Annotated in this window: 11 protein-coding genes; 4 read left to right on the plus strand and 7 right to left on the minus strand. The window is 32.5% G+C overall.

Annotation, left to right across the window (positions count from 1 at the left end):
* Nucleotides 1–71: 71 nt before the first annotated feature.
* From AC2A1C_RS11760 to AC2A1C_RS11785, 6 genes are all read right to left on the minus strand, one after another.
* Entirely contained in the window at nt 72–779 is a 708-nt protein-coding gene (locus AC2A1C_RS11760) for a carboxylesterase family protein (RefSeq protein ID WP_484025910.1), read from the minus strand.
* A gap of 67 nt (nt 780–846) precedes the next feature.
* Nucleotides 847–2,223: a glucoamylase family protein gene (locus AC2A1C_RS11765; RefSeq protein WP_484025911.1), complete on the minus strand. Its 1,377-nt coding sequence runs from the start codon at nt 2,221–2,223 to the stop codon at nt 847–849.
* 59 nt (nt 2,224–2,282) lie between these two features.
* On the minus strand, nt 2,283–3,695 hold the full coding sequence (locus tag AC2A1C_RS11770) for a glucoamylase family protein (protein ID WP_484025912.1): 1,413 nt from the start codon (nt 3,693–3,695) through the stop codon (nt 2,283–2,285).
* 77 nt (nt 3,696–3,772) lie between these two features.
* Nucleotides 3,773–4,846: a LamG domain-containing protein gene (locus AC2A1C_RS11775; RefSeq protein WP_484025913.1), complete on the minus strand. Its 1,074-nt coding sequence runs from the start codon at nt 4,844–4,846 to the stop codon at nt 3,773–3,775.
* A gap of 25 nt (nt 4,847–4,871) precedes the next feature.
* Nucleotides 4,872–6,383 (minus strand): RagB/SusD family nutrient uptake outer membrane protein, encoded by a 1,512-nt coding sequence (locus AC2A1C_RS11780; RefSeq protein ID WP_484025914.1) that lies wholly within the window; start codon nt 6,381–6,383, stop codon nt 4,872–4,874.
* Between the two features lie 11 nt (nt 6,384–6,394).
* Nucleotides 6,395–9,256: a SusC/RagA family TonB-linked outer membrane protein gene (locus tag AC2A1C_RS11785; RefSeq protein ID WP_484025915.1), complete on the minus strand. Its 2,862-nt coding sequence runs from the start codon at nt 9,254–9,256 to the stop codon at nt 6,395–6,397.
* 181 nt (nt 9,257–9,437) lie between these two features.
* Here AC2A1C_RS11785 and AC2A1C_RS11790 point away from each other — a divergent pair, with 181 nt between their 5' ends.
* From AC2A1C_RS11790 to AC2A1C_RS11805, 4 genes are all read left to right on the plus strand, one after another.
* A complete protein-coding gene (locus AC2A1C_RS11790; protein WP_484025916.1) occupies nt 9,438–10,115 on the plus strand; it encodes a DUF4197 family protein in 678 nt (225 codons plus the stop codon).
* Between the two features lie 63 nt (nt 10,116–10,178).
* Entirely contained in the window at nt 10,179–10,484 is a 306-nt protein-coding gene (locus tag AC2A1C_RS11795) for a DUF493 domain-containing protein (protein WP_484025917.1), read from the plus strand.
* 61 nt (nt 10,485–10,545) lie between these two features.
* Nucleotides 10,546–11,445, plus strand: coding sequence for a TIGR01777 family oxidoreductase (locus tag AC2A1C_RS11800; protein ID WP_484025918.1), 900 nt, complete (start codon nt 10,546–10,548; stop codon nt 11,443–11,445).
* A gap of 68 nt (nt 11,446–11,513) precedes the next feature.
* On the plus strand, nt 11,514–12,470 hold the full coding sequence (locus AC2A1C_RS11805) for a hypothetical protein (RefSeq protein WP_484025919.1): 957 nt from the start codon (nt 11,514–11,516) through the stop codon (nt 12,468–12,470).
* Nucleotides 12,471–12,528: 58 nt separating this feature from the next.
* Here AC2A1C_RS11805 and AC2A1C_RS11810 read toward each other — a convergent pair whose 3' ends face one another.
* The gene (locus AC2A1C_RS11810; RefSeq protein WP_484025920.1) at nt 12,529–13,362 is read right to left on the minus strand and encodes a CvfB family protein; all 834 of its coding nucleotides are present in this window, start codon (nt 13,360–13,362) and stop codon (nt 12,529–12,531) included.
* Between the last annotated feature and the right edge of the window lie 66 nt (nt 13,363–13,428).

The following is a 13,428-nucleotide window of genomic DNA, read 5'->3' on the forward strand; positions in this document are numbered from 1 at the left end:
ATTATTTTAATTTATCATTTTGAGACTATATCAAATTAATTTCAATAAATAGACGTAGCTTTTTCTATATCTTAACGTTCCAATTTTTTACTTAACATCCATTCATAAAATTTGGGATCTGAATAAGTAGAATCCCAAGAATTGTGATTATCATTTGGAAAGATAATTAATTCAGCTTTGGAATTTATCGGATGTAGCACCTGATAAAATCTAAAGGCGTTTTCAGGAAGAACAATATCATCCATTCCGCCATGGAAAATTTTGAGATTCATATCCTTATAGTTTTGAATATTTGCAATCATCACTCTATCTGCTGGAGCACAAACCGAAGCAACTGCCGCAAACATTTCCGGATGTTCGCCTGCAAGTTTTAATGTTCCCCAACCTCCCATTGATAAACCGGTGAGGTAAATTCTGGATTCATCAATTTTATATTTTTCCTGAATTTCTTTAATTAAATGATAAACTGCATCTGTATCCCACCACATTTTTTCCGGACATTGCGGAGCCAAAATTGCAACCTGTTCTTTGATTAAACTTTTATAGGTGAACGGACTGTGTGCTTTCACCATTTCTAAATTAGTACCTCGTTCTCCGGAACCGTGAAGAAAAACGATTAACGGAACTTTACTTTTTGCATTCTGCGGATAATCTAAAATGTAAGAAATCTTTTTAATTTCCTTGATTTCTTTATTAAATTCAGCTTTGATTTCCTGAGCATTTGAATTCAGGAAAAAACCAAAAAATATGATTGCAAGGTATTTTAGTTTAAATTTCATTTTTTATTTTTTCATCATAAACTTTGTCAAAGATTTTAAACTTTGACAAAGTATAATTGTAAAGTAATTAATACTTATATTGTTTTGAATGAAATTCCAGTTTCTTTAGTCCAGCTTTTACTTCCGGTGCATTCATAAATAACTTCCAAAGAAAACCTGTTCTGTAATTTTCAATCATAGGAGCAATTGTTCCTTGATCTATCGCCAAATATCTGGGTAAAGTCCAGTTATCATGATGAATAGAAGTGGCATCATAAGGACCAGCCGAACCAATAAATTCAGGTTTTTGGGTGTAAATAAATTTTAAAAAATTCATAGATTCTTTAGGAGTGTAAGGAAAGCTGCTGAGTGCAGCTGTAGGTGTAATCACGCCTCTATCATCCGTAGGTTGGTGCGCTGTATAGCCAAAACTTCCATCCGGTGTCCAAGTATAACTGGCAGTAAGTCCCCAATAATTTTCTCCGTATCCTTTCCATTTTTTAGGATTTTCGAGGCAATATTTGTAGTCTATAAGAACCTGATTTTTGTTAAGGTCGAAATAATTTTTTATTAATTTGTCCGACAATCCTCTCGGATCTAAGCCAATATATGAATAATGTGCCCAAAATAATGGCCCTCCATATTCTTCCGAATAATTATGTTTTACATATAAAGGTAATCCGTATTTTGTTTTGTCTGTAATGTAATTTCCGTTTCTTGTCCATCCTTTGTAATACGTTTCCGCATCAATAGAATATGTAGGAGAAGAAGCCGCAAGAATATATGTAATAAGCGTTTCGTTATAGCCTTCTAACGGAAAATTCATTTCCCACTGATATTCCGGAGACCAATGCCAATACAAAACTTTTTTTCCACCTTTTGTATACCAATTCCATTCTATTCCTTTCCAAAGTTGGTCACATTTATCAGCTAACGCTTTTTCTTCTGCACTACCATTTTTGAAATATTCGCGAACCATAAGAATTCCGGAAGTTAAAAAAGCTGTTTCTACCAAATCTCCTCCATTGTCTTTTTTCCCGAAAGGAACTACCTTTCCAGTTTCTCCATTAATCCAATGACTCCAAGCTCCATGAAAACGATCGGCATTTTCCAAAAAATCCATGATATGAGTCAAACGTTTTACCGCTTCTTTTCTTGGAATATACCCTCTTTCCACGCCCACTAAAATAGTAGCCAAACCAAAACCTGATCCTCCTGTTGTTACGACATGTTTATCATTATCCGGATATATGTCATCTTCATGATAACGTTCTCTACCCATTAATGAATTGGGCTCTGCAAAATCCCAAAAATATTTGAGTGCATCTTTCTGAACTTTATCCATCAATTGATCATCAGACAGATTTGAAGTGATTGCATTTTGATTTTGAGCTGAATGGGAATGATTGGATTTACAAGAATAAAGCATTAATCCAAATGCAGCAAATAGTATCGTTTTCTTCATATTTTTCATTTATAAAACTTTGTCAAAGATTTTTAAACTTTGACAAAGTAATAAGACTTTTAAAACCCATGTTGTGTAGAATGAAATCCCAGTTTTATTAATCCTGCCCTTACATCGGGAGCATTCATAAACAAATTCCAAAGAAATTGGTTTTTAGAATTTTCTATCATTGGAGAAATTGTACCCTGATCTATCGCCAAATATCTTGGTGTAACCCAATTATAATGTACAGAATAAGCATCATAAGGACCTGCTATTCCTACATATTTTGATTTGTTTTCGTTGTATAGGAAACGAAGTACATTCATACTTTCCGTAGGTGTATAAGGCATATTTGATAAAGCTGCTGTTGGTGAGATTATTCCCCTATCATCTGCATTATTGGGTTGATGTGCATAATAATCATCACCTCCGTTACTTGGATTTCTGGAATAACTTGCTGTAAGTCCCCAGTTTTTAGAACTGTATCCTTGCCATCCTTTCGGATTAGCAATGCAATACTGATACATAATCTTTGCATGGTTCACAGTTGCATTTCCATAATTTACATATTCATCGGAAAGACCTCTCGGATCCAATCCAAGAAATGAATAATGAGACCAAAACATTGGGCCCACTGCTCCGGATGTATTATGTTTTACAACCATCGGAATTCCCAATTGTGTGCCTGCTGATGCAATAGCACCATTTCTAGCCCATCCTTGCTGATACACGATTTTTTCAATAGAATGCGTAGGAGAAGCTGCTGCTAAAACGTAGGTAATTAACGTTTCATCATAACCTTGTATTTTATGATTCATCTGAAAATCATAATTAGGAGACCAATGCCAATACAAAACGTTTTCTCCTTTTGTATACCAATTCCATTCTATTCCTTTCCAAAGTTCATCTGCTTTATTGGCTAATGCTAATTCCGTAGTATCTATTGAAGTTTTAAAATATTCTCTTACACAAATTAATCCTTGTGCTAAAAATGCTGTTTCCACCAAATCTCCTCCATTATCTTTTGTGACAGCAGGATCGCCAAAAGGAATTACGTTTCCATTTGTTCCATTGATCCAATGTGGCCAAGCTCCGTGAAATCTGTTAGCATTTTGTAAAAAATTAAGAGCGGTAGTTAATCTGGAAACTGCTTCCGTCCTTGGTATTGTACCATTCTTAATTCCTACTAAAATAGTCATCAGTCCGAAACCGGAACCACCTGTAGTTACTACATTGGCATCGTTTGAAGGATTGTCTGTGTGATATCTTTCTCTTGCTAATTTTGAATTGGTTTCAGCAAAATCCCAGAAATATTTTTGAACGTCTTTCTGTACCATATCTACTAATTCCGCATCAGTGTAAGTAGTAGGCGTTGTTGGATTATTTGGGAATGAAGAATCGTTTACATCCCAATCGCTGGATTTAGAGCAATTCAGAAAAAACAAACACAAACCAAATACAACCGAAACTCTAAAAAATCTATCAACCATTTTTTTATTTTTTTATGAAAAACACTTTATGGCAAATCAGCCATAAAGTGTTATCTTATAAATTGCTAAGTACCAAATTATTGCATTGTAGCTTTTACCTCTGCTTCAGTTAGTGCCTTATCATATATCCTTAAATCATCATATAAACTAAGATCAGATTTATGATCCCAGTACGTAAATGATGGAGCACCAGAACCTATTGTAATCGTAGAACTTGTTGAAAAATCGAAAGGAGAGGTATAAGAGGCTGTCCTTTGAAGCACGCCATTAAAATAAATTTTTGATTCTGTTTTCGAAACAGTTACTCCAATGTGTACCCAATTACCATTTACTGTCAAATTCCCACCATCATTCCACGATTCTCCACTACCAGTTCCAACATTCATCTTTATAGTTTGTGAAGTAGCACCTCCTTCTCTGAATAAACGGAGTCCTTGATTTCTGTTATCATTCGTATTATCTGTGTCATCATTAATAGTAATAATTCCTGAACGATTTGGAGAAGCATCCACCTTATACCAGAAGGTGAAACTAATGCCATTGTCATTATTATATAAACCAGCCAATGGATAAGTAATATAGGAATTTTCAGCTCCTTTATATGCAGCTCCAGAATACCCTCCTGAAACAGTAGAAGGTGAGCCTACAACTGTTGGATTATTACCACTTAGTAAATCTGTAAAAACGTTTCCTGCAAAAAAAGGAAAATATGCTTTTTCGCCGTACAAAGCAGTATACTTATTATCAATTGTAAATGCGACAGATTTTGTAGAAGTTTTACCACTAAGATCTTTTGCATTAACTGTAAAAGTATGACTTCCTAGTCCAAGATCTTTAGCATAAATTTCAGCAAAATTCCTATAATCTTTAAAACTAGCATAGGAAGCTGCTTTCACACCATCAATTAGAATTTCTATGTTTGCAATTTCTATATCATCTGATACCTTGTAGTCAAATTTCTGATTGGTAGTAGTATCGGTAAAAGGAATAGTTACGGTTCCTGCTGTTGGGCTATTGATTGTAATAACAGGTGCAACTTTATCTTCTCCAGGAGCTACTTCAGAAATAGGGTCTATATATCCATTGTCACATGCTGTCATTGTACTCATTATTACAACACTGCCAATTATCGTTTTTATTATTTTGTTCATTATTCTATTTTTTCGAAATTAAATATTACTCTAAAGCTTTAATCTTGTCAATTTGAGCAGTTGGATAAGGTAAAAATTGCTTATCTATGGAAAATGTTCTACCATCATAGCTTAATGCGGCTGTATTTCCTAAACGTACCATATCAAAATAACGGATACCCCATTCCATTCCCAACTCAGCATATTTTTCGTTCATTACTTGATCTGTAGTAACCCCTGAAAGAGGAGACAATCCTGCTCTATTTCTCACTAAATTAACTGCATTATCCGCAGAGCCAGCTGAAGGAGTTGCACCTCTTGTAACTGCTTCAGCATACATTAAAAGAATTTCGGAATATCTGATTACAATAAGATTTTTATTGCTTCCATAATTATTTCTTCCATTGGTAAGTAGCTTTGAAGGTAAATAATGTTTTCCACTTAGAAATAAATATCTCTCATGATTCAAAAATATATCTCCATCTCTTGTAGTATTGGAAATCCAACTTGGCAAAGAACTATAACTAGGATCCTTTTTTAATTCATTTATACCATTATCTGTAAAAATAACACTAGTTTCTAAACGTTCTTTTTCTCCTCTATCTAACATAAATTTAATATACTTTAAACTAGGTTCAAAAAAGCCCCACCCACCTGAAGCTGTTGATACAACAGGAGTCCAAGCTTGAGGCCCATAAAAATCCCAAGTATCAAATATGTAATTTGTTGAAGCTGCAGTATCTGAAAATTGTATTTCTAAAAGGTTTTCATTTGCTAACTTTCCTTTGATTTTAAACAAATCATAAAAATTAGAATATAAATTAAATTTACCTGAATTAATAATACTGCCTGTAGCATCAGCTACAGCTTGGTAATTTTTAAGTTCGAGATTTGCCATTGCTTTTACTGCCAAAGCAGTATATTTAGTTACTCCACCATTAATATCAGTTCTTTGGTTAGGTCTCATATCGGGAAGATTTGGAATTGCTTCATCCATTTGAGACGAAACCCATTGCATAACCTCATCTTTAGATCTTAAAGTAAGAGTAGTTTGATCTAAAGATTCCATCACAATTACTTTTCCCCAAACTCTAGATATTTCTAATAAAGTAAATGCTCTCAATGTTTTACACTCTGCCTCATACTGGTTTATCAAATTGGGATCTACACCTCCTGCTCGAAATTTTTCTAACTGCTCTATAGTGGCAGTATAATCAACAATTCTTTGATAAAAACTTTCCCAAAGATTATTATACATCCAAAAATTAGCATCATAAGAATACTTATCTGTATCAGAATATGGTGCTTGATCTCCTTTTCCCCCTGCATTCACATCATCTCCTCTTACACCTATTAATGCTGTCTGAGGCCAAGCTATATCTTTGAATTTAGCGTAAATACCCACTGCCATAGCTTTTGCTGCTGCTGGACTAGAATAATCAACAGCATTTACTTGTGCTGTATTTTCTGGTCCTTCATCTAGTCTATTATTACAATTGTATAATAATCCAAATGCCAATGATAAAGCAACAATTTTTATATATCTGAAATTTTTCATATTTATTTTTTTTAAAATTTAACACTATAACCAAATGTGAATACTGAAGGAGTAGGATAAATTCCTAAATCCACACCATCATATCCTACCTCTGGACTCATCAAACTTTTACTTTTAGTCCACATAAAAGGTCTATCTGCTGTAAGAGTAAATCTCATTTCAGGAAAATTAGAAGATTTTAAATTATATCCCAATTGAATATTTTGAATTCTTATAAAGTCTCCTTTTTCTAACCAAAATTTAGAAAATTTTTGATTATTCCAACTTTGACGATACCCTTCTGAGGAAGGAAATTCATTAGTCGTTCCTTCTCCATGCCAACGGTTTATTGCAAATTCAGCGTCTATATTTCTACCTTGTGTTCTTATAACTTCTGCTCTATTACGATTTATAACATAATTTCCTCCTTGTCCATATATTGTTGCAGATAGATCCCAATTTTTATATTTCAAGCCGATAGATCCTCCGAAAGTATACTTAGGAAGTGGTGAACCTAAATACATCCTATCTTTATCAGTAATATAACCATCTCCATCAATATCTCTGTATTTGAAGTATCCTGGTTTTATATTTCCCTGATTAACAGCCGTAGGATCAGCATTAATTTCTGCTTGATTTTGATATACTCCAATTACATCATATCCATAGTATGAATCCATTGCCTGTCCGACAGCTAATCTTTGTTCAAATTCTGCGGTTCCCCTACGTAAAAATGCTTGACCTGCTAAATCAGTGATCTCATTTTTTATATGCGTGAAATTTCCTGAAAGTGTATAGCTAAAATTTTCAGAAATATTACCTTTCCAAGCTAAAGCAACTTCAAACCCTTTATTACTTAGTCCTCCTAAGTTCACTCTACTTTTTCCATCATCATTACCTATAGTAGGAAATAAATCAATAGCTAAGTTTTTAACTTTTTTATCAAAGTAATCAGCATCTAAAGTAAGTTTTCTATTAAAAAACTCTGTGGATACACCTATATTTGTTTCTTCTGAAAACTCCCAAGAAACATTATCTTTATAGGTAGAACTATAAGAACCTGTATATACTTGATCTCCAAAAACAGTAGAATTAGAATAAATTTGATCAGGTCTATTAGGATTAATTTTATCATTGGCTAACCTACCCCAACCCGCTCTAAATTTCAATAAGTTTAACCAATTTATTCCTTTCAAAAAAGATTCTTCACTTACAACCCAACTTGCTCCAAATGCTGGTAGATTGATTTCTTTGTCATAAGGAAACTTATTGCTTTGTTCATGTCTCAACGTAGCATAAGCGATATATTTATTTTTGTATTTATATGACATTCTTCCGAAGTAAGACATCCCATAAAACCTTTCTGCGCCGTCACTATTACTTCTAGTACTAGAATCTGTAAAATTTAGATACCAAGTCTTTTCATTGTATCTTGAAAAAAGAGTTCCATCATTAAACCTACCGCTTGCTTTTACAAAAGAATAACTATCATCCCTAAAAGATGTACCTGCCATTAATGTTAAATCATGCACACCAAAAGTTTTATTGTATGTCAATACATTATCCCAAATATAATTTTCTGTAGCGTACGTGTTTTTTTCTAATCTTGAGTCTGATAAAGTTCTTTGAAAAGAATTGGATATATAAAAAGGCATTGTGAGAAGACGCTCATCATCTCTTTTGTTATTATAAGAAAAGCTTGTTTTAAAATTCAATTCTTTAGGAAGTATGCTAAAATCTAAATAGGCATTAGCTACAATTCTATTTCTAAATCCTAAATTATTTGCATTTTCCATTTGTATAAAAGGATGGTCGTTATCTCTATAACCTAATGCTTTAGATGATGTGTAAGGTGAAGGATAAATAGTTTTTGTCGGATCTGTATCTAAATATGGCGAATAATCAAAAACTGGCATTGTAGGAATTGCATAATAAATTGCCTGCCAAACAGAATTATCAGGAGAGTATTTTCGAGATTGACTATAATTAACAGTAATACCTCCTGTTAGCCAATCATTTAATTTTGCTTCAACTTTAGATCTAATATTAAATCTTTGATAGTTATTTTCAGCTTGTTTTAAAATACCATCCTGATAAAAAAAATCTCCTCCCAAAGAGTAAGATATCTTATCACTACCTCCATCAAAAGACAAATTATGATTAGTAATTGTTGCCATTTGTAAAGTTTCTTTATACCAATCAGTATTTACATCTGGTAAATTAGGGTTTATTCTACTTCTACCATATCTTCTTATTGTCTCATTAATAGCTGCAATTTCTGTTGAAGATCCTGATTCAAGTGCAAAATTTGTAAACTGTTCTGCATTTGCCATTTTCACAACATTATTTGCTCTTTGAACACCAATATATGTATCATAAGAAATCTTACCTTTTCTATTATAAGCGCCTCCTTTTGTAGTAATTACTATTACTCCATTAGAAGCTCTAACACCATATATAGCTGATGCTGAAGCATCTTTTAAGACAGTAAAATCTTGGATATCATTGGAGTTCAAAAAATCAATATTATCTACAAATACACCATCTACTACATAAAGCGGTTGTGCATCTCCAGATAATGAACTAATCCCTCTAATATTAATTTTTGGACTCTCTCCTGGCGCACCAAAGCTATTCACCTGAACACCAGCCACTTTACCTTGCAAAGCTTGTCCAACTTGTCCAGCTGGAGTTATTGCTAGCTCATCACCTTTAATTGTTGTGATTGCACTTGTCAAATCAACTTTTTTTGCTTTTCCATAGCCAACTACAACCACCTCCTCAATCTTCTGTTCTTTTGAAACAGTGTCGTTCTGTGTCTTTTGTGCATAAGCATCATTCCCAAAATAGAATGCTGCTATAAGGCATGACACTTTCAATGTTTTTTTTCTCATATAGTCTAACATTTTAATTTTTACAAACTAAATAATAATACACTACTTTAGTTTTTATTTTCTCAAAGTTAGAAAATAAATCGAATTATCAAAAAAAAAAAGTAAAAACCACCGAAAACACCTTAGAATCAAACTTTTTGGCTCAAATTTTGAAAACTTCAATAACATAAATATTTCAAAAATGAAAACTAAAACGATCCTTGTCGCTTCATTATCTGTGACAACTGTAGGTTTTACAGCAAATTCTTGTGTAGCTTTAGCTACTTCTACCATTGGAGTGGCTATCATAAAAAAGGTATTATTAGGAGGTATTTCCAAAGGATTGGGAATATTTAAAAGCAAAGACGCTTTTCTCCAAAATAACCTTATTGATAAAGCTCTTCCCAAACAACTTCGAGATGTAAATTCTGTTTTGGAAAAAATTGCGCCTAACCTTGTTACAAAAGAAAGAGATTATATTGCACAAGCCGCTTCTTATACTGTAAATATTTCCGAACCTATTTTAGTAAATGCTGTAAACGGTCTTACTTCTGATGATATTGCAAGAATTGCACAAGGAGGTTCCGGAATGGCTACACAAGTTTTGAAAGAAAAAACCGCAGCTCAGTTAGTTGCTGCCATTACTCCAAAAGTGGATGAAAAACTGAACCAATTCGGGATTGTAAAATCGATCAATATGGCTTTGCAAGGGAATTCTGTTCTGGGATCTATTCTGGGAAATAATAATTCTGCCGATCTTTCTGCTACTGGTGGTCTCAGCAAATTAGCTTCTGAACAAATGGTGAACGGATTATTTAACATCATTGAAGATTACGAAAAACAAAATTCTCAGGAGATTTTCAAAGCACTGGGAAAATAAAATAAATTCATTACCTTTAAAGTTCCTCTATATGGAGGAATTTTTAATTTAAACATCCAAAAAATGAATATTTTAGAACAAAATCAAAATACATCTCCTGAAGATTTTTATGCATCCCTGAAGGAAAAACTGGAAGCCACTCATGATTTTCCAGAGGATTATCTCTTCAAATTCATTGTCATTAATGACCATTCAAAACTAACAGAAATTTACAAAGTTTTTGATGAAATTCAACATACTATTTCTAATCGTGATAGTAAAAATGGGAAGTATACATCGCTTAGTTTCAATGCTTTTGTACTGGATGCAGATCAGGTAGTAAAAATTTATCAGCAAGTAGCAAAAATTGAAGGAGTGATAATGCTTTGATGGTTGATGGTTGTTGGTTTGTATTACTTAAAAATCAAATCCTAAAATTTTTAAACAAAATATGAATATCCTTGTTTCCGGAGCAACTGGTTTAGTGGGAAATGAACTGATTAAAGCCTTACAGAATAACGGACATTTTGTAAAAATTCTTGTACGAAAAAATCAAGGAAATCCAAATGCTTTTGAATGGAATATCGGCCAAAAAAGTATCGATGAAAATGCTTTTGAAAACATAGATTCTATTATTCATTTGGCTGGAGCAACCATCGGAAAACGTTGGACGAAAGAATACAAAAATGAACTTTATACCTCAAGAGTTGATTCTACTTACTTGCTTCAAGAGTATTGTAAAAAGAAAAATGTTAAATTAAAATCTTTTATTTGTGCTTCCGGAATAAGCTACTACGGAACTTTTACTTCTGATAAAATTCTCACAGAAAATGAAGGAATTCTGCATCAGGATTTTCTTTCGCAGCTTTGCAAAGATTGGGAAACTGCGGCAGATTCTTTTTATTGTTGTTCCGAAAGAATTGTGAAACTTAGAATTTCCCCAGTTCTTTCAAAACAAGGCGGAAGTTTTGAACAGCTCAAAAAAATTACGGATTTTAATCTTGCTTCAGGAGTTGGTTCAGGAAAGCAGTGGTTCAATTGGATTCATCTGGAAGATTTGATTGGGATGATTGTACAATCTGTAGAAGATGAAAATATGAATGGTGCTTACAACGCTGTTGCGGATGAAATTCTTACCCAAAAAGATTTCACGAAAAAATTGGCAAAAGCTAAAGGAAAATTTTTCTTTCCTTTGAATGTACCTTCTTTTGTAATGAAACTACTATTTGGTGAAATGGCAGAAATTATTCTAAAAGGAAGCAGAGCGTCAAACGAAAAAATAAAATCGAATGGTTTTAGATTTCAATATCCGGATCTGGACTCTGCTTTTGAAAATTTATGTGGCACTTAAATAAAAAGATCGATTCAAAATAATAAAAATAAGGATTCACAAACAAACCACAAATTCCAAATAAATAGATGTGGGATAAAATATACTCTACTTTTGCAAACACAGAACTAAAAAGCAAAATTTTAATCATTGCAATTAGTATTAGCAATATTATTTTTTGGATCTATTTTACTATTCAGATATATAATCTCCCAAAAACTAATTTTCAATTGTTTTTTATTCCGCTTTTAGCTGGGCTTATTTTTGAATTTAAAAGAATTTCCGATTGGTTCAGTGTAATTTTTACAGCCATTTTTGCTTATACATTTTGTGGCATTTTAACACTGATGTTTGGAAAATTAGAAAATTGGGTGTACTTTTTTCTATTTTCTTACATTCTTATCGCAACTGGCTTATCCCGAGATATTGTTACAAAAAAACTTACAGAAGGTTTCACATTATTACTCACTATTTCAATTAATTATTGGTTTTTTGCAAACGGATTTTGGCGTTTTCCACATCTAATTATAAGTATTCCTGTTACAATTATTATTATCGGATTTTCTGTATTGTCTCTTTTTCATTCCTTTTCAAATAGAATTATTAGCCACAAAAGCCGATTAGTATTAAGCATTTGGAGTTCTGTTATTATGTTTATCCTTTCCATTGATAATTTTGTGAAATTATACCATCATAAAGACATTACAAATGCTGCTTCGTATAGTGAGACAACATTTTGGATTATAAATTTCTTTTTATTAGGCGTTTCCAGTATGTATACTTCTCAAAACATCGGAATGCTTTTAGATCTTATTTTTATAAAAGGCAAGTATCTCGAAAATTCAAAAAAAATTGTAGATATGCATATAAATAGATATTCAACAGAACAGATATCAAAATACAATGTAATATTGATTTTGCTTATTTCTACAATATTGTTTTCCTTAAATTATGCTTTTGAAATGGCAAGTGTTAATTTTATAATTTGGCTATTAATAAGTATTACATCTTGGTGCATTTATTTTAAAAATAAAATGAACGGTTGACTGCTGTTTATTAAAATTACAAATTTCCGAAAAAAAACTTCAAAAGGATTTAAAATTATTATTCTTGATCCATTAACCTGATCTTATCCTCCAAAATCTCAATCCTTTTATCTTTATATAAACTACCGATTGCTTTCTTAAAGTTTTTCTTGCTCATCTGAAGTTCATCTTTTATTTCTTCAGGTGAAGATTTATCGGAAAGATAGAGAAGTCCATAGTTTTCTTCCAGTTTATCGAGAATTTTTTGTTTGAATTCATCTATATTTTCAAAACCTTCCGGCTGAAGTGTAACATCAATTTTTCCATCCTCACGAATGGCTTTGATATAACCGATTTCTTCCGATAAAGGATATAATTTTTTATAAACATCAGAAGCATAGATCAGTCCGATATATTTTTTATTGACAATTACATTCCAGCCCAATTCTGTTTCATTCATCAAAATCAAAGATACTTTTTCACCTTTCTGTAAAGGAAGATTTTCGTAAGTAGGATTCCTTTTGAATTTTGTAGTTCCTGTTATTCTGCCAGAATTTTCATCAATATAAACGTAGACCAAATAACGTTTTCCTTCCGTCATTTTCCCCTTCTGTTGTTTGTAGGGAACAAATAAATCTTTGATAATTCCCCAATCCATAAATGCGCCTCCCGGAAGATTTTCAACACAAGATAATACAGCAAATTCTCCAACTTGCGCAAAAGGTTCTTCGGTAGTCGCTTTCAGTTCGCCATCTTCCTGATAGATAAAAACTTCTACTTCATCTCCGACATTCCAAGAATTTTCTGAAAATATTTTTGAAATAAAAACTTTTTCTCCCCTATCATCGGAAAGATAAAATCCGGTATCTGTTTTTTCGGTAATCGTAAGAAGCTGGGTTTTTCCTGGAAACATATTTTAGAGTCAAATATTTATAAATTCAAAAGTAAGGAAATTTGTAGCACAGAACAATTCTTATAA

Source organism: Chryseobacterium sp. HNCC26DJ241 (assembly GCF_057180505.1).